The following is a 15438-nucleotide window of genomic DNA, read 5'->3' on the forward strand; positions in this document are numbered from 1 at the left end:
GGATCAGTGGCGGGCGTTGGGCCGCTTGCCCTTGTTGTGCTTGGAGCGCTTACGGGCCCGGCGCTTGCGCGTCTTCTTCGACATGCCCCCGATTCACCACCCGTTCTCCTCGCCATGCAAGGAACGGACGACCGGCGGCACCCGGGAAGCGCACAGGGGGCACGTCCGAAAAAGAGACGTGCCCCACACAACCGTCACACCCACACCGTCTTCCACACCAGCCCAAACAAACCCCAACACCGCGATCGCGTCCGAAGGCAGTTGCGAGCGTGCGAGCAACTGATCGCGCAGCGAGCCCTCTGGGGCGAGTCGGAGCGATGCAGCGATCGCCGCAGTGCCCGCCGAAGGAGGGCGTCCCAGCGCCCGACGCCAAGGGCACTGCAATGAACACAGCGATCGCCGCAGTGCCCGTTGAAGGGAGGGCCCCCAGGCCCGACCGCCGAGGGTACTGCTATCTAACTTCAGTGATCTCCGGGCCGCGTTCGAAGGGGTTGAAGGACTGGACGGCCTGTTCCTCGCCTTCCTCGCCCGCTTCGCTGAACTCCTTCGGGATCTGGAGTTCGAGGAGCTCGCGGGGGGGCATCGGGGCGTCGCCGCGGACGACGACGACTCCGCGGAGTACGTCCTCCAGCACCTGCCACTGCTCCTCGTCCTCGATCGCGGCGCCCTGCACCACGGCCTGGAGGAACCAGCGGGGGCCGTCGACGCCGAGGAAGCGGATGATCTGCGGGGCCCAGCCCTGCTCGACGAACTCGGCGGGGATCTGCTCGCGGACCTCCTGCGGCATCTCCGCGAGGACCTCCTCGGTCAGCGCGGCGGGGACCATCGCCAGCAGTTCGGGGCCGAAGGGGCCTTCGCCCTCCTGGGTCTGGCCGTTGGCCTCCTCCTGGATGTCCTTGGCGGTCTCGCGCCGGACGTCCTCCCAGATGCCGCTGCGCTTGGGCGCGGCGAACACCTGGAGCTGCATGGCGCTTTCCTCGTACTGCACGAGGATGGCGACGGGACGGCCGTCGAGGGGGTTGCCCTCGTCGTCGAACTGGGTGGCCTCGAAGTTCACCTGGAAGCCGAGTCCCTGCGCGACGGGCACCTGAAGGGATCCGAAGTCGAGCCGCTGCAGTTCGGGGAAGGAGTCCGCGGAGTCCCACGGCCCGCCCTCGTCGGGGACGGCCTCGTCGGTGGCCTCCTCGTCGGCCTCGTCAACGGCATCCACCGGCTCTTCGATCGGCTCGGGCCCCTTCTCGGGGTCATCGGCCTGCCGGCGACGTCCAAAAGCCACGACTCACGCTCCTTCTCGTCTGTGCTCATTATCCGCGAATCCGCTCGCGGTGCCGAATCCGCCCGTGGAGCCGAATCCGCCGGTTCCGCGCGCCGATCCGGGAAGGTCGGTGACCTCGTGGAACACCGCCTGCTCCACCCGCTGCACGACCATTTGCGCGATGCGGTCCCCGCGCCGCAGGACGGCGGTGGCGCGGAGATCGGTGTTCAGCAGCGTCACCTTGATCTCACCGCGGTAGCCGGCATCGACCGTACCGGGCGCGTTCACTATGGTCACTCCCAACCTAGCGCCCAATCCGGAGCGTGGGTGGATGAAAGCGGCGTAGCCGTCCGGCAGCGCGATGGCCATGCCGGTGGGGACGACGGCGCGTTCCCCGGGTGCCAGTTCGACGTCGGCGGCGGCGACGAGATCGGCTCCCGCGTCGCCCACGTGGGCGTACCGGGGCAGGGGCAGGTCCGGGTCCAGCCTCTTGATCAGCACATCGACCTTGCTCACTGTCCACCTCACGCTCGGGGAGCATCGCGGCGGCCGGGCCGCCGGGCCTGCTGGGAGGCCACCCGACCTTACCGGGGGCGGCGGGGGCGTCCGGACGGGAAACGCCGCGGGACGGGCCGGAGCGGCGTGCCGCGTCCCGGCGTGACATTACCCGCTCCCGGAGAGTGACCACTTCCGGAAGGTTTGCCACCAAAGCGGCTTATCACGCGTACCGTCACACCTGTCCCACAACGCACGTCCCGTACGAAGGGTCCAGGTGAACGGCATGAGCCGCCACTCACCCGACCGCGAGGTCACCCATCGCTCCCTGGACGGGGTCCGGGTCCGGATCGCCGGCCCGCACGATCTGGGACGGCCCTGCACGTCGGTGGCGCGCGTCGCCGACGGCGGCCGGCTCCACGAGATCTCCAGCGGCACCCGGGCGGACGCGCTGGCCTGGGCCGGAGAGGTCGGCGTCGCCCGCTTCGAGGAGGAGTTCCGGATCCAGGGCGGGCGGCTGCGGGTGGGGCGGGCCCGCTCGCGCGACATCGACACCGGCGTCAGCGACCCGATGCTCGCGGCCGTCTGGGAGGGCCGCCGGCACGCGATCTTCACGCACCTCTACCACGGGCGCCCCGCCGACGCGGTGGCGTTCTTCGGGACGCTGCGGCTGACCGAGCACGACGACGGGATCACCGCGGACACGCGAGGGCGGGCGCGGCGGCCCGAGCCCGCCGAGATGGTCAAGGAGGTGCCCGGCCTCGGGCTGCTGGAGATCACCCCGCTGACCGGGCAGACGCGCAAGCGGCTCCCGTCCTGGCGCGGCGCCTCGGTGGCGGGCGGCGAGCTGTTCCAGGACACCATCGAGGGCCAGGGCCCCTACTTCCTGCTGGCGCTGCGGTCGCTGCTGGTGACCGTCCTGCCCGAGGAGGACCGCGTGCGCGAGGTCCCCGGACGGCTGGCGCGGCTGGCGGTGGAGGCGGTGCGGTGACCGTCCTGCTCGCCGGGATCGCGGCGGTCACGGTGCCGCTCATCCTGATGGGGTCGGTGTTCGGGCAGGTCAGACGGCCGAGGGTGCTTCCCTCCGCGCTGCGGGCCCAGGGCGTCCTCCCGGTGTCGCTGGCCGTGCCCGCGGCGATGGTCGTGATCGCGGCGGAAGCCGTGGCGGGTGCCTCCGCCGCGATCGCCCTCCCCCTCGGGCTGGACGGGACGTTCCGCGCCGCGTCCGCCGCGTCGGCGCTGATCCTGGCCGCGTACGCGGTGTACGCGGCCTACGTCGCGCGGACGCGCCAGGACGTCCCGTGCGGGTGCGCCGGGGACGACGGCACGCCCATGACCGGCTGGGTCGCCGGGCGTGCGGCGGCCCTGGCCGGGCTGGCGCTCGCCGGTGCCGCGCACGGCCTTCCGGACGGGACGTCCGGATCCGAGATGTCCGTCATCGTCGCGGCGGGGCTGGGGTTCGCGGTGATCCTCTGGACGCTCCCGCACGCCATGATCGAAAGGAGTACGGCCGGATGAGCTTCCAGAGCAGCGCGCTGCTGCTGTCCTGGGCGGCGATCCTGCTGCTCGCCCTGGTGGTCGCCGGACTCGTCCGGCAGGTGCACGCGCTTAGCGAGGCCGCGCGGGGACGGGTGCCCCGCGGGCGGGGCGGCGGCGCGGCGCTCGGCCCGCCGCCGGGATCGCGGGCGCCCGCCTTCGACCGGATCGGCCCGGGGCTGCTGCTGTTCGTCGACCGCGACTGCGGCGCCTGCGGCGACGTCCTCGCCGCCGCGGGCGAGGTCGGCGGCCCGCTGCACGCGATCTTCTCGGGTCCCGCCGCCGGCGCGCCCTTCCCCGGGACGGTGCTCGACGGCGAGGGGGACGGCCTGTTCGCCGACTACCGCGTCCCCGCCACGCCCTTCGCGGTGCTCGTCGGGGAGGACGGCCGGGTCCGGGCGTCCGAGCCCGTGGGCTCCGCCGAGGCGCTGCGGGAGCTGGCCCTGGAGGCGGCGCGATGATCGAGCTTGAGGACGTCCCGCCGCTGCGCGGCCCCCGGCCCGCCGGCGCCGAGCGCGTCCGCCGCCGCGCCGTCCGCGACCGGGACCTCAGGCCCGCCCGGCGCAGCCTGCTGACCGGCCTCGCCGCCGCCGGCGCCACCGCCGGGCTGAACGCGCTCGGTGTGTTCCCGCCCGCGCGGCAGGCCATCTCGTCCGGGTTCAGCCTGGTCGGCTACTACGACATCTATCCGCGCTGCCCGTCCTACGCGCGGGACCACAACTGCTCCCCCGGCTGCGGGCCGAGCTACGTCTGCGCCTGGTGCTGCCGGACGAGCGGCACGTACAAGGGCTTCCACAAGTCCGGGGTGTCGGACCCCGGCTGGTACAAGCTGCGTCCCAACCAGTGCTACAGCGGCGGCTACGACGGCTGGCTGTGGGCCTACGCCAAGAAATGCGGCAACTGCGCCAAGGGCGTCACGTGGCGCTGCCACGACGGGTGGAACAAGACCAAGAAGGGCAACTGGTACAAGACCATCTGCCGTAAGGCGACCGCGTGCAACAACTGACCGCCCGGCGCGGCCTGACCGACCCGTTCGTCCCGGCCGCCGCGCTGGCGCTCCTCGCCGTCGCGGCGGCCGCCCTGGACGCCACGGTGCTGTGCTGGGCGTCGGTCGGCGCGCTCGCCGGGTTCTCGCTGTCGGGCAGCGTCTGAACGCGTAACAGCGAATCCGTGCTGTTCTCGCCAGGTTGGCGGGCCCCGGTACGGCAGGGCGAGGTCCTGGCCGTCTTCACCCTCGGGCTCCTGCTCGGGGGCACGCTGAGCGCGACCGCGCTGTGGCTGCTGTCCGGCCTGTCCGCGCCGCTGCCGCCGCCCGCGCGCTCGGCCGCGATCCTGGCCGTGGCCGCCGTGGGCGCCGCGCGTGAGCTGGGGCTGCTCCGCCTGCCGCTCCCGCAGAACGCCCGGCAGATCCCCCAGGAGGTCCTCCAGATCCACCTGCGCCGGGGGGCGCTCCAGTTCGGCTTCGAGCTTGGGACGGGAGTCCGCACCTACGTCCCGTCAAGCGCCCCGTACGTCCTGGCTCTGGCCCTGCTGCTCAGCCACCAGCCCTTGACCGCGACGCTCCTCACCGGCACCGCCTTCGGTGGCGGCAGGGCCCTGAGCGCGCTGCTGTCCTACCTGGCCCGGGACGAGCACCGCGACGCCGCGGTCGCCGCCCGCATGCCGCACGTCACGACCGCCACGGCCCTCGCGTCCCTGGTGGCCTTCGCCCTTCTCGTCCTGTGATGCCCTGGGGGAACCTCCTGTGACGCCTCGCGGGAACCTCCCGGAGGCCACGGGCGTCGGACATGGCGGACTGATCGTCGAGAAAGGCCCGCCCGTGTACCGGTCACTGATCTCCGCCGTGCTGCGGATCTGCGCAGTGGCCGGATGGGCCGGATGGCTTGTCCGGGCCGAGTGGGTGCCGGGGCAGTCCGTGCTGCTCGCACTGGCGACGGTCACGGTCGCGGGGCTGCTCGTGCTGGCGGTGGTGCAGGTCGGCGCGGCGCGGCGCGGGTACCGGGCGGCGCTCGCGCGGGTGCGCACGACGTTGCGGGAGCGGACGTCCCGCACCGCGTTCCTGCCCCAGCGCGATCCGGACGCGGCGGGCCGCCCCCGTCCGAGGGCCCCCGGAGCGGAGATGGCGGCCGCCTGAGCGCGGCCGGGACGCCGTCGATCCGCCATTCGCTCCGGAAGGGCTCCGATGTTCCTGCTCGACACCCCCGTCTCGCTCGCCTACGACCTCGTCACCGGCCTGGCCGAGGTGCTGCGGCCCGTCACGGGCGGCCTCGCCGCCGCCGCCGCGATCATCGTGTTCACCGCCGCCGTGCGGCTGCTGATGGTCCCGCTCGCCGTCTCCGCGGCCAGGGGCGAGCGGACCAGGGCCCGGCTCCTGCCCAGGGTCCAGGCGCTCCAGAAGAAGCACAGGCGGGACCCGGAACGGCTGCGGAGGGAGACCGCCGCGCTCTACGAGGCGGAGGGGGCCACGCCGCTCGCCGGGTGCCTGCCGATGGTCGTGCAGGTGCCGTTCTTCATGGTCATGTACCGGCTGTTCGTGTCGGCGTCGGTGGGCGGGCACCAGAATCTGCTCCTCGCGCACACGCTGCTGGGGGCGCCGCTGGGGCAGACTTGGGTGGGACTCCTCGGCGGCGGGCTCCTCGCGCCGCCGTCGCTGGTGTTCCTGGGGCTGTTCGCGCTGCTCGCCGCCGTCGCCGTCTGGACGTCGCGTCAGGTGACCGCCGACGGGCCGATGGGCACGGCGGCGCGGGTCGTGCCGTTCGGAACGGTGGTGTTCGCGGCGTTCGTCCCGCTGGCGGCCGGGCTGTACCTGCTGGCGTCGGGGCTCTGGACGGCCGTCGAGCGGGCGGTGCTGCACCGCCGTATCGCGGCGCCCGCGGTCTGAGGACCACGGGCCGCTCCGCGCGCTGGCCGCCGGATACGAACCGCCCCGCACGTTCCGGCCCGGCCGCCCTATGGCGCGGACGCGGCCAGGGTGACCTCGACGGTCAGGTCCGCGGGCGCGTCCTCCAGCGCCAGGTCGGCGATGCGGCCCGCCGCGGCCAGGTCGGGCCCGGCGATGCGGGCCGCCTGCGCGCCGCGGACGACGGCGCGCGCCACGTCCGCGCGCATCGACGCCCTCGCCTCCGACTTGGCCCTGCGGACCTGCCGGAGCGCCTCACCGGTCGCGGCGAGGACGGACGGGTCGCCGCCCGGCGGCAGCTCCGCGGCGGCAGGCCAGGACGCGGTGTGCACCGACCCCTGCCGCCACCACGACCAGACCTCCTCGGTCACGAACGGCAGGACCGGCGCGAACAATCGCAGCAGCACCGACAGCGCCGTCTGGAGCGCCGCCCGGGCCGACAGCGCGTCGGGGCCGTCCCCGTACGCGCGGGCCTTCACCAGTTCCAGGTAGTCGTCGCAGAACTCCCAGAAGAACCGCTCGGTGCGCTCCAGGGCACGCGTGTAGTCGTAGCCCTCGAACGCCTCCGTCGCGTCCTGGACGACACCCGACAGCGTCGCCAGCATCGCCCGGTCCAGCGGCTCGGTGACCGCCGGCACCGCGGCGGCGCCCACGGCGGCGACCTCGCCGAGGCCCAGCACGAACCGGGACGCGTTGAGGATCTTGATGGCGAGCCGGCGCCCGACCTTGATCTGGCCGGTGTCGAACGCGGTGTCGGCGCCCGGCCGCCCGCTCGCCGCCCAGTACCGGACCGCGTCGGAGCCGTACTCGCGCAGCAGGTCGATGGGCGTGACCACGTTGCCCTTGGACTTGGACATCTTCTTGCGGTCCGGGTCGAGGATCCACCCCGACAGCGCGGCGGCGGCCCACGGCAGCGCGCCGTGCTCCAGGTGGGAGCGGACGACCGTGGAGAACAGCCACGTGCGGATGATGTCGTGGGCCTGCGGGCGCAGGTCGTAGGGGAAGACGCGCCCGAACAGATCGGGGTCGCGCTCCCAGCCGCCCGCGATCTGCGGTGTCAGCGACGACGTCGCCCAGGTGTCCATCACGTCCGGGTCACCGGTGAAACCGCCCGGCTCGCCGCGGTGCTCCTCGGTGTAGCCCGGCGGGACGTCCGAGGACGGATCGACCGGCAGCGCGTCCTCCGGCGGGGTGATCGGCTCGTCGTAGCGCGGCGCGCCCGTCGCGTCCAGCGGGTACCAGACGGGGATCGGCACGCCGAAGAACCGCTGCCGGGAGATCAGCCAGTCGCCGTTCAGCCCCTCGACCCAGTTCTCGTACCGGCCCCGCATGTAGCCGGGATGCCACTCCAGCTCGCGCCCGCGCGCGAGCAGCTCGGCGCGGACAGCGACGTCGCGCCCGCCGTTGCGGATGTACCACTGGCGGGTCGTGACGATCTCCAGGGGCTTGCCGCCCTTCTCGTAGAACTTCACCGGACGCGTGATCCGGCGGGGCTCGCCGTCCAGGTCGCCGGACTCGCGCAGCAGCTCGACGACACGCTCCCTGGCCGAGAAGACCGTCTTGCCGGCCAGCTCGCCGTACGGGCCCGCCGGGACGCCCGGCGGGGGCGCGGCGGCGAGGCGGCCGTCCCAGCCGATGACCGCGCGGGTCGGCAGGTCCAGCTCACGCCACCACGTGACGTCGGTGACGTCGCCGAACGTGCAGATCATCGCGATGCCCGACCCCTTGTCCGGGTCGGCCAGCCGGTGCGCCACGACGGGGACCTCCACGCCGAACAGCGGCGTCCGCGCGGTGGTGCCGACCAGCTCGCGGTACCGCTCGTCGTCGGGGTGGGCGACGAGCGCGACGCACGCGGGCAGCAGCTCCGGGCGGGTCGTCTCGACATAGACCGGGCGGTCGTCGGCATGGAACCGCAGCCGGTGGAACGCGCCGGGCTGCTCGCGGTCCTCCAGCTCGGCCTGCGCGACGGCCGTGCGGAACGTCACGTCCCACAGGGTCGGCGCCTCGGCGACGTACGCCTCGCCGCGCGCCAGGTTGCGCAGGAACGCCCGCTGCGACGCCGTCCGGGAGACGTCCCCGATGGTGGTGTAGAGCAGGCTCCAGTCGACCGACAGGCCGACGCGGCGCCACATCTCCTCGAACGCCTTCTCGTCGACCGCGGTGAGCCGCTCGCACAGCTCGATGAAGTTGCGGCGCGAGACCGGCACCTGCCGCCGGGGGTCGGGGTCGGCGGGCGGCTCGAAGTCCGGGTCGTACGGCAGCGCCGGGTCGCACCGGACGCCGAAGTGGTTCTGGACGCGCCGCTCGGTGGGCAGGCCGTTATCGTCCCAGCCCATCGGGTAGAAGACCGCCCGACCGCGCATGCGCTGGAACCGGGCGACGGTGTCGGTGTGGGTGAAGGAGAAGACGTGGCCGACGTGGAGGGAGCCGCTCACCGTGGGCGGCGGGGTGTCGATCGAGTACACCTCGCCGCGCGGGCGGGTGCGGTCGAAGCGGTGGACGCCGCCGTCCTCCCAGGCGCGTACCCATTTGTCCTCCAGGCCGTCCAGGGATGGTTGGGAAGGGACGTTCGGGGTACGCGGCCGCTCGGTCATGGGCCAATGGTATTGACAACGCCCCGCCCAGTACGCCGATTAACGGCCCGCCCGGCGGATAGGGAGCACGACGATCACTCCGGCGTCCGGGACGGTCCGTGACCATCCGTTCCGGTAGCGTCGGAGGCGACTGGACGATCTGGAGGACGAACATGGCGGACAAGGGCGACATCGGCTATCGAGTGGTGGCCGGCGCCGCCGCCTTCGCGGGCGGCTTCGTCGCGAAGAAGGCGATCACCCTGGCGTGGAAGAAGAGCACCGGGAAGGAGCCGCCGACCAACCCCGAGTCCCCGGACGTCGCGCTCGCCGAGGCGATCGGCTGGGCCGTGATCATGGGCGTGGGCATGGAGCTGGCGCGGCTCCTGGCGACCCGGGCCGCCGCCCGGCAATGGGCGAAGGGCACCGGCGAGCTGCCGTCCCACCTGAAGGTCGAGGTCTGAGGACGCTGACGCTGACGCGCGGGCGAGGGGGGCGCCCGCGCGTGCGTGCGTCCTAGTCCGCGGACCTCAGGTGCCGCCGCCCCCGCCGGCCGTGGTCGGCCGGAAGCGGCGGCGGGCCGCCGGCGGAGCCGCGCAGGTCGTTGCGGACCTTCGCGGCCAGGGCCTTGGTCGCCGCCCGGTTGAGCGCGGCGCCGGCGGCCGCCCCGGTGAGGAACGGGCCCATCGTGGTCAGGCTGCGGCCGAAGACGCGCAGCATCCGCTTGCGCAGGGCCGACTTCGCCGCCGTGCCGAGCGCGCTGGTCAGCGAACCGGCCTCCAGGGGGTTGATGCCGCGTTGCCGTGCCCAGGACGTGAGGAACGCCGCGCCGCGCGCGGTGCCCGTGCCCTGCACCCGGACCCCGTACACCTCGTGCAGCTCGGCGATCAGCTTCACCTCGATCGCCGCGACCACGAGGGTCTCGGCGGCGAGCTGGGCGGGGGCCGTCAGGAGCAGCGGCGGCGCGGCGAACTCCACCGCCGCCAGCGCGCCACCGGCCGCGCCCACGGCGGTCGTGGCGTTGCCGGCGACCTTCACGAGCCGGTCGGCGAGTTCCTCGCCCATCAGCCCGCGGTGATGCGCATGCAGCGTCTCCAGATCGCGGATGGGGATGTGCGGCGCCGCCTCGATCATGAGCTCGCCGAGCCAGCGGCCGCGCCCGACACCCGCGGCGCCCACCCTGCGGGCGCTCTGGCCGAGCAGCCTGGCGAGCCGCCTGAGGAGGCGGCCGCGCGTCTCACGGTCGAGGTCGTCGCCGGCGAGCCTGCCGATGAGCTCGCCGAGCTCGGTGGAGCCGCCGTCCGGCGGCTCCACCTCGTCGCGGCGCCTTTCGAGATCTCCCGTCACCTGGCCGCTCCCGGTCAGGCGGCGCACTCGCGGCAGATCGGCCGGCCGTTCTTCTCTGTGGCCAGCTGGCTGCGGTGGTGCACCAGGAAGCAGCGCGTGCAGGTGAACTCGTCGGCCTGCCGCGGAACCACCCGGAAGGTGAGCTCCTCGTTCGACAGGTCGGCGCCGGGCAGCTCGGCGACCTCGCCGGCGTCCAGGTCCTCGTCGATGATGCTCGCGGCCTTGTCGGCCCGACGGGCCTGCAACTCCTGAAGGCTGTCCTCGTTGATGTCGTCGTCTGTCTTACGTGGGCTGTCGTAGTCGGTCGCCATCTTCTATCTCCATCCCCCTCAGTGCTTTATGCGCCCCGTCGCGCGGATCTAACGCTCGGGGGACCGTTCTTGTGCCCGATCCGGGCCGGAAATTCTGTCACGGTTGGTGACCCGCGACACACGAGGCGCGACCGTTCCCACGAGTGACACCCATCACCCGGATCTCTTCCTCGTTGTGTGTCTTCCGTCACATACCCGCCAGTCGTCCCGGCATGGACACCGTGCCCGGGATCCCCGCCTGGGATCCCGCGGCGGCGGGGATCATATCGGTCCCGGGGACGTTGTGCGCGCCGACCCGGCAGCCCGGTCCCGCACGGATCGAACGGCCTGGTCGGCGACTGAACCAGACACTTCGGTGAAACGTCTGAACTAACGCGATATCGTGCCCGCCTGAGGTTAGGGGGCGGGCCCCCCGCGGGGCCGTCCGGCGATCGCCGGCCGTGGCCCTGTCACGGGGTCCGGGGCACACTATCGCGGGACATCACTGCGGGTCACTGGAGGGTCAGATGCCGGATGCCGCTCCGCTGGAGCCGGGCGATCCTAGGGCACTGGGACAGTACGAGGTCGTCGGGCGGCTGGGCGCCGGGGGGCAGGGGGCGGTCTTCCTCGGGAAGGCCCCGAACGGGGAGTACGTCGCCGTCAAGCTGCTGCACGCGCAGATGGCGAACGATCCGGCGGCGCGCGCCCGGTTCACCCGTGAGGTGGCGGCGGCGCAGAAGGTCGAGCCCTTCTGCACGGCCCGTGTCCTCGAAGCCGACGTGCAGGGCGACCAGCCCTACGTGGTCAGCGAGTTCATCGACGGGCCCTCGCTGCACGACGTGGTCGCGCACAACGGGCCGCGCGGCGCGGCGGAGCTGGAGCGCCTCGCGATCGGCACGGTGACCGCGCTCGCGGCCATCCACGAGGCCGGGATCGTGCACCGCGACTTCAAGCCCAACAACGTCATGCTGGCCTCCGACGGCCCCCGCGTCGTCGACTTCGGCATCGCCCGGACGGTGAACTCGCAGGAGAGCGCGGTCACCGCCACCGGCATGGTCGTCGGCACGCCCGGCTACCTGGCGCCCGAGCAGCTGACCGGCGCGCCGCTCACCCCGGCCGTGGACATCTTCGCCTGGGCCGCGACCATGGTGTTCGCCGCGACCGGGCAGTCGCCGTTCGAGGCCGACACCCTCCCGGTGATCATCAACCGGATCCTGAACGAGGACCCGGACCTGTCGGCGCTGCCCGCGGGCCCGCTGCGCGACCTGATCGGCCGCTGCCTGTCCAAGGACGCGGGGCTGCGCCCGCCGGCCGCCCAGCTGCTGCTGAACCTGCTCGGCCACGTCGGCGCCGCGCCCGCGAACGCGGGCGCGGACCCGGAGGACCTGCTCAACCAGGGCACCCGGATCGCGGCCCAGCTCCCGGCGCCGCCGCCGGTGCCGCAGGCGCGGCACACGCCGCCGCCGCAGCCGATCACCCCGCCGCCCATGCCGATGAACCAGGGGCCGATGCCGGGGCCGGCCACGCCGCCGCCGCAGCCGATCACCCCGCCGCCGATGCCGATGTACCAGGGCGCCGGGATGCCCAACGCCCCGTCCCAGCCGCAGCCGATGCCGATGCCGATGCAGCAGGGCGGACCGGTCCCGCCGATGGGGCCGTCGTACGGGCCGCCGCGGCGGCAGTCCAGCTCCGCCGGGCCGGTCATCGCGATCGGCTGCGGCGTGCTGGCGCTGATCGTCATCGTGGTGATCGTCGTGATCGCCATCGCCGCCAGCAGCGACGACCCGGACGACCCGCCGACCCCGCCGGTCACCTACACGCCGAGCAGCGGGTTCAGCAGCACGCCGTCGCCCGCCACGACCGGCGGCCTGCTCGGCTCGTTCTCCGGCACGGGCTTCCAGCCCGCCGCCGGCGCGGGCCGGTCGAGCTTCCAGGTGCGGTTCGCGCTGCTGCGCTCCTTCGGCACCGCGCGCTACACCTACACCAGCACGCCGACCTGCATCACGCGGCTGTCGCTGCTGTCGGGCGACGAGACCAGCTCCAGGATCGAGTACCAGGAGACCCCGATGTCGGGGATGTCGACCTCGCAGTGCGCGCCCGGCTATCTCACGTTCATCCCCTCGTCCAGCACCTCGCTGCGGTGGGAGTGGCGGCCGAACCGGTCCGATCCGTCCGCGGCCGCCTATGGATACGTGAGCAAATAGTGGCCTGCCGGTAAGAGCGCTGTCCCACCTCCCCCTCCGGAAGGACGTCGATGGCAGAGGTCGCCCCTCTCCGCACGGGTGATCCGGCCCATCTCGGGCCCTACCGGCTGACCGGCCTGCTCGGCGAGGGCGGGCAGGGGGCGGTGTACCTCGCCGAGGACGAGCCGGGGCACCGGGTCGCGGTGAAGCTGCTGCACGCGCGTTTCAGCGGCGACGCCAAGGCCCGGTCCCGGTTCGCGGCGGAGGTCGCGGTCGCCAAGCGCGTGTCGCCGTTCTGCACGGCCCGCGTCCTGGACTCCGACGTCGAGGGCGACCGGCCCTACATCGTCAGCGAGTACATCGAGGGGCCGGCGCTGTCGGAGGTGCTGGCGGCCGAGGGCCCGCGGACCGGCGCCGACCTGGACCGCATCGCGATCGGCACGATGACGGCGCTCACCGCGATCCACCAGGCCGGGGTGGTGCACCGCGACTTCAAGCCCGCCAACGTGCTGCTCGCGCCGGACGGACCGCGGGTGATCGACTTCGGGATCGCCCGGGCCCTGGACGCCACGGGCACGCTGTCGAGCACCGCCATCGGCACCCCGGCCTACATGGCGCCCGAGCAGATCTCCGGCGCGCCGGTCGGCCCGCCCGCGGACGTGTGGGCGTGGGCGGCGACGATGGTGTACGCCGCGTCCGCGCGGCCGGCGTTCGGGCAGGACTCGATCCCCGCGGTCATGCACCGCATCCTCAACCTGCCGCCGGACCTCGGGGCGCTCACCGAGCCGCTGCGGGCGCTCGTCGCGTCGTGCCTGGCCAAGGACCCCGCGCTCCGCCCTCAGTCCCAGCAGGTCCTGGCACATTTGCTGCGCCTTGCCGGGAGCCTCCCGGACGCCGGGGCCGCGCGGCCAGCCGGGCAGGGCGCCGAGCACGCCACCACGATGCTCAACCAGGGCGCCGAGGCGGCCGCGGAGTCGGCGGGGCTGCACGCCCAGCCGCCACACCGGCCGCCACCCCAGCCGCCGGGCGGGTCACCGCACCTCGCGCCGCACCAGGTGCCGGGGCCGGTGCACTCCCCCGGGCTGCCGATGCACGGCCCTCCCCCGGCCCCGCCGCCCGGCGCGGCCACCTGGCCGGCGGGCGGCCCCACGGCACCGGTCGTCGAACTCGGGAAGCCGCACGGGACGGGGGCGGGCACGGGCGGGCGCCGGCGCGGGATCGGCGTGCTCGCCGGCGCGGGCGGCGCCGCCGTCGTCGCGCTGGTGCTCGCGGGCGCCGTCCTCGCCGCCCGGTTCGGCGGCGACGACGAGCCGGCGGGGGACGCGCCCGCCGGACGCGTCGGCGGCGCCCTGACCGTCGCCGTCCAGGGCGACGTCAACTCCGGCGGGGAGCTCGACCCCTCGCACAGCCTGTCGGGCGCCGGCCGGCTCGTGGGCAAGCAGCTGTACACCGGGCTGACGGAGACGCGCCCGGACGGGACCGTCCACAGCCGCCTCGCCGACTCCATCCGGCCCGACGCGTCCTGCACGACCTGGACGATCAACGTCCGGCAGGGGACGTCCTTCAGCGACGGCACGCCGGTCGACGCGGCGGGGTTCGCCCGGGGCTGGTCCCGCGCCGCCGCGGTCACCACCGGCGACGCGACGACCCTGATGGCCGACCTCAAGGGGTACGCCGACGTCTCGTCCGGGAAGGCCGCGGACCTGTCGGGCGTCACCGCGTCCGGCGCGGTGCTCACCGTCACGCTCACCTCCCCCAACTGCGACTTCGCCGCCCGGCTGGCCGACCCGGTGTTCGCTCCCGTGCCGGTGGCCGCCGGGAAGCCCGACAACGGCGCGTACAACATGAGCCCCGTCGGCAACGGCCCCTTCAAGCTCCAGGCGTATGACAAGGGCAAGTCCGTCACGCTCGTCCGCAACGACCGGTGGGCCTTCGGCAAGACCAGGCTGGACCGGGTCGAGATCCGGCTGGGCATGGACGACTCCCAGGCGCGGACGGCCTTCGTCGCCGGCCAGGTCGCCTGGGCCGGGGTCGCCTCCGACGACCCCGCGGCGTGGGGCGGGAAGAACGTCGCGGAGCGCGTCCTGCCGTCCACGCGGATGCTCGTCCCGCTGGCCGCGCGGGGGCCGATGTCGTCCAAGGAGGGCAGGCTCGCGGTCTCCTACGCCCTCGACCGCCAGAAGATCAGCCAGGTGGCGGGGCCCGCGAACCGGTCCGCGCACGGGCTGGTCTCGCCCGCCCTCCCCGGCTTCGGGAACTCGGGGCCCTGCCCGTCGTGCGACGCGCCCGACCCCGCGAAGGCCAAGGAGCTCGCCGCCCAGGCCGGGCTGAAGCCGGGCACGACGGTGCGCCTCTACTCGCAGGAGCTGCCCGTCCACCAGCGGGTGTCCGAGGCGGTCGCGCAGCAGCTGGAGTCGGCGCTCGGCTGGAGGATCGAGCAGAAGCGGACGCCGGTCGCCGAGTTCCAGAACTTCCGCAAGGCCGTCGTCGCGGACGACGCGTCCGGGCTGGCCCTCTTCGCGTGGGGTCCCGACTACCCGTCGCCCTACACGATGCTCTGGGACCTGCTGGGCAGCACCAGCGTCGCGACGGAGTCCAACACCTTCTACAACCTGGCCGGGTACAAGAGCACGCGCTTCGACGGGGTGATGTACAAGGCGGTGCGGACGATCGCGCCGCAGGAGCGCACCGACCTGTACAAGCAGGCCGAGAAGGTCGCGCTGGACGACATGGCGCTGATCCCGCTGCTGCACCTCGGCAGCCGCGCCGTGCGGAGCGCCTCCTACGTCGGGCTGGACCTCGACTTCGACGGCGACCCCACCCTCGCGGCCGCCGCCCTCAAGTAGCGGCCGCCGGGGCGCAA

The 15438-nt window shown here is 73.7% G+C and carries 17 protein-coding genes; 11 read left to right on the forward strand and 6 right to left on the reverse strand.

What is annotated here, in order from left to right; translation table 11 throughout:
- Positions 1 to 3 precede the first annotated feature (3 nt).
- The 3 genes from AGRA3207_RS40460 to dut form a co-directional block, all read right to left on the reverse strand.
- The gene (locus tag AGRA3207_RS40460) at positions 4 to 84 is read right to left on the reverse strand and encodes a 50S ribosomal protein bL37 (RefSeq protein ID WP_476692282.1); all 81 of its coding nucleotides are present in this window, start codon (positions 82 to 84) and stop codon (positions 4 to 6) included.
- Positions 85 to 451: 367 nt separating this feature from the next.
- Positions 452 to 1276 carry a DUF3710 domain-containing protein gene (locus tag AGRA3207_RS07195; protein ID WP_231333771.1) on the reverse strand — a complete coding sequence of 275 codons (825 nt, stop codon included), beginning with the start codon at positions 1274 to 1276 and terminating at the stop codon, positions 452 to 454.
- Between the two features lie 3 nt (positions 1277 to 1279).
- Entirely contained in the window at positions 1280 to 1771 is a 492-nt protein-coding gene (dut, locus tag AGRA3207_RS07200) for a dUTP diphosphatase (RefSeq protein WP_231333772.1), read from the reverse strand.
- A gap of 265 nt (positions 1772 to 2036) precedes the next feature.
- Between dut and AGRA3207_RS07205 the strand changes: the two genes are divergently transcribed.
- From AGRA3207_RS07205 to AGRA3207_RS07240, 8 genes are read left to right on the forward strand one after another with little or no spacing between them, the layout of a single operon-like run.
- Positions 2037 to 2741, forward strand: a complete 705-nt coding sequence (locus AGRA3207_RS07205; protein ID WP_231333773.1) for a hypothetical protein — start codon at positions 2037 to 2039, stop codon at positions 2739 to 2741.
- Complete coding sequence (locus AGRA3207_RS07210) at positions 2738 to 3268, forward strand: MauE/DoxX family redox-associated membrane protein (protein WP_231333774.1); 531 nt, start codon at positions 2738 to 2740, stop codon at positions 3266 to 3268. The genes AGRA3207_RS07205 and AGRA3207_RS07210 overlap by 4 nt, the downstream gene beginning before the upstream one ends.
- On the forward strand, positions 3265 to 3747 hold the full coding sequence (locus AGRA3207_RS07215; RefSeq protein ID WP_231333775.1) for a hypothetical protein: 483 nt from the start codon (positions 3265 to 3267) through the stop codon (positions 3745 to 3747). Before AGRA3207_RS07210 ends, AGRA3207_RS07215 begins: the two co-directional genes overlap by 4 nt.
- Positions 3744 to 4292, forward strand: a complete 549-nt coding sequence (locus AGRA3207_RS07220; protein WP_231333776.1) for a hypothetical protein — start codon at positions 3744 to 3746, stop codon at positions 4290 to 4292. Before AGRA3207_RS07215 ends, AGRA3207_RS07220 begins: the two co-directional genes overlap by 4 nt.
- Positions 4280 to 4438 carry a hypothetical protein gene (locus tag AGRA3207_RS07225; protein WP_231333777.1) on the forward strand — a complete coding sequence of 53 codons (159 nt, stop codon included), beginning with the start codon at positions 4280 to 4282 and terminating at the stop codon, positions 4436 to 4438. The genes AGRA3207_RS07220 and AGRA3207_RS07225 overlap by 13 nt, the downstream gene beginning before the upstream one ends.
- Positions 4439 to 4456: 18 nt before the next feature.
- Entirely contained in the window at positions 4457 to 5011 is a 555-nt protein-coding gene (locus tag AGRA3207_RS07230) for a hypothetical protein (protein ID WP_231333778.1), read from the forward strand.
- A gap of 19 nt (positions 5012 to 5030) precedes the next feature.
- On the forward strand, positions 5031 to 5420 hold the full coding sequence (locus AGRA3207_RS07235; protein WP_231333779.1) for a DUF6412 domain-containing protein: 390 nt from the start codon (positions 5031 to 5033) through the stop codon (positions 5418 to 5420).
- A gap of 48 nt (positions 5421 to 5468) precedes the next feature.
- The gene (locus tag AGRA3207_RS07240; protein WP_231333780.1) at positions 5469 to 6167 is read left to right on the forward strand and encodes a YidC/Oxa1 family membrane protein insertase; all 699 of its coding nucleotides are present in this window, start codon (positions 5469 to 5471) and stop codon (positions 6165 to 6167) included.
- Between the two features lie 68 nt (positions 6168 to 6235).
- Here AGRA3207_RS07240 and valS read toward each other — a convergent pair whose 3' ends face one another.
- Positions 6236 to 8779 (reverse strand): valine--tRNA ligase, encoded by a 2544-nt coding sequence (valS, locus tag AGRA3207_RS07245; RefSeq protein ID WP_231333781.1) that lies wholly within the window; start codon positions 8777 to 8779, stop codon positions 6236 to 6238.
- Between the two features lie 152 nt (positions 8780 to 8931).
- Here valS and AGRA3207_RS07250 point away from each other — a divergent pair, with 152 nt between their 5' ends.
- A complete protein-coding gene (locus AGRA3207_RS07250; RefSeq protein WP_231336255.1) occupies positions 8932 to 9219 on the forward strand; it encodes a DUF4235 domain-containing protein in 288 nt (95 codons plus the stop codon).
- A 52-nt stretch (positions 9220 to 9271) separates the two neighbouring features.
- On the opposite strand, the gene AGRA3207_RS07255 is transcribed toward AGRA3207_RS07250, so the two are convergent.
- The gene (locus tag AGRA3207_RS07255) at positions 9272 to 10102 is read right to left on the reverse strand and encodes a hypothetical protein (protein WP_231333782.1); all 831 of its coding nucleotides are present in this window, start codon (positions 10100 to 10102) and stop codon (positions 9272 to 9274) included.
- A gap of 14 nt (positions 10103 to 10116) precedes the next feature.
- On the reverse strand, positions 10117 to 10413 hold the full coding sequence (locus AGRA3207_RS07260; protein ID WP_067458329.1) for a DUF4193 domain-containing protein: 297 nt from the start codon (positions 10411 to 10413) through the stop codon (positions 10117 to 10119).
- A gap of 506 nt (positions 10414 to 10919) precedes the next feature.
- Between AGRA3207_RS07260 and AGRA3207_RS07265 the strand changes: the two genes are divergently transcribed.
- Positions 10920 to 12596, forward strand: a complete 1677-nt coding sequence (locus tag AGRA3207_RS07265) for a serine/threonine-protein kinase (protein ID WP_231333783.1) — start codon at positions 10920 to 10922, stop codon at positions 12594 to 12596.
- 50 nt (positions 12597 to 12646) lie between these two features.
- Positions 12647 to 15421, forward strand: a complete 2775-nt coding sequence (locus AGRA3207_RS07270) for an ABC transporter substrate-binding protein (RefSeq protein WP_231333784.1) — start codon at positions 12647 to 12649, stop codon at positions 15419 to 15421.
- The last annotated feature ends 17 nt before the right edge of the window (positions 15422 to 15438 follow it).

It is taken from the genome of Actinomadura graeca, assembly GCF_019175365.1.
GTDB lineage: Bacteria > Actinomycetota > Actinomycetes > Streptosporangiales > Streptosporangiaceae > Spirillospora > Spirillospora graeca.

Bases quoted from the DNA above. Each gene is read 5' to 3' on its own strand.
- AGRA3207_RS40460 (WP_476692282.1), bottom strand. From the start codon at position 84: ATGTCGAAGAAGACGCGCAAGCGCCGGGCCCGTAAGCGCTCCAAGCAC.
- AGRA3207_RS07205 (WP_231333773.1), top strand. From the start codon at position 2,037: ATGAGCCGCCACTCACCCGACCGCGAGGTCACCCATCGCTCCCTGGAC.
- AGRA3207_RS07215 (WP_231333775.1), top strand. From the start codon at position 3,265: ATGAGCTTCCAGAGCAGCGCGCTGCTGCTGTCCTGGGCGGCGATCCTG.
- AGRA3207_RS07220 (WP_231333776.1), top strand. From the start codon at position 3,744: ATGATCGAGCTTGAGGACGTCCCGCCGCTGCGCGGCCCCCGGCCCGCC.
- AGRA3207_RS07240 (WP_231333780.1), top strand. From the start codon at position 5,469: ATGTTCCTGCTCGACACCCCCGTCTCGCTCGCCTACGACCTCGTCACC.
- valS (WP_231333781.1), bottom strand. From the start codon at position 8,779: ATGACCGAGCGGCCGCGTACCCCGAACGTCCCTTCCCAACCATCCCTG.
- AGRA3207_RS07250 (WP_231336255.1), top strand. From the start codon at position 8,932: ATGGCGGACAAGGGCGACATCGGCTATCGAGTGGTGGCCGGCGCCGCC.
- AGRA3207_RS07260 (WP_067458329.1), bottom strand. From the start codon at position 10,413: ATGGCGACCGACTACGACAGCCCACGTAAGACAGACGACGACATCAAC.
- AGRA3207_RS07265 (WP_231333783.1), top strand. From the start codon at position 10,920: ATGCCGGATGCCGCTCCGCTGGAGCCGGGCGATCCTAGGGCACTGGGA.
- AGRA3207_RS07270 (WP_231333784.1), top strand. From the start codon at position 12,647: ATGGCAGAGGTCGCCCCTCTCCGCACGGGTGATCCGGCCCATCTCGGG.